1 pseudogene is annotated in these 291 nt (G+C 38.5%); it reads left to right on the forward strand.

Going from position 1 to position 291, the window contains the following annotated elements:
* Positions 1-291, forward strand: a pseudogene (locus tag ACFINO_RS11180) (trigger factor); the annotation flags it as partial.

The following is a 291-nucleotide window of genomic DNA, read 5'->3' on the forward strand; positions in this document are numbered from 1 at the left end:
GGTTTTGAAGAGCAATTAGTTGGTGTAAAAGCAGGGGATATGAAAACAATTTCTGTTAAGTTTCCTGACAATTACAGTGCGGTTCATTTGGCTGGTAAGAATGCAGAATTTGATATCACCGTTAAAGCCGTCTGCAAATCGGACGAGCTAAAAATTGATGATGAAGCAGCACAAAAAGTTGGTTTGGAGTCTTTAGAGCGTTTGCGTGAAGTTGTTCGTGGACAGATTGAAAGCCAATATGGTTCAATGACACGTCAAAAAATTAAGCGTCAAATTCTTGATGCTTTAGAT

The organism is Bartonella sp. AA83SXKL (assembly GCF_042196965.1).
Taxonomy (GTDB): Bacteria; Pseudomonadota; Alphaproteobacteria; order Rhizobiales; family Rhizobiaceae; genus Bartonella.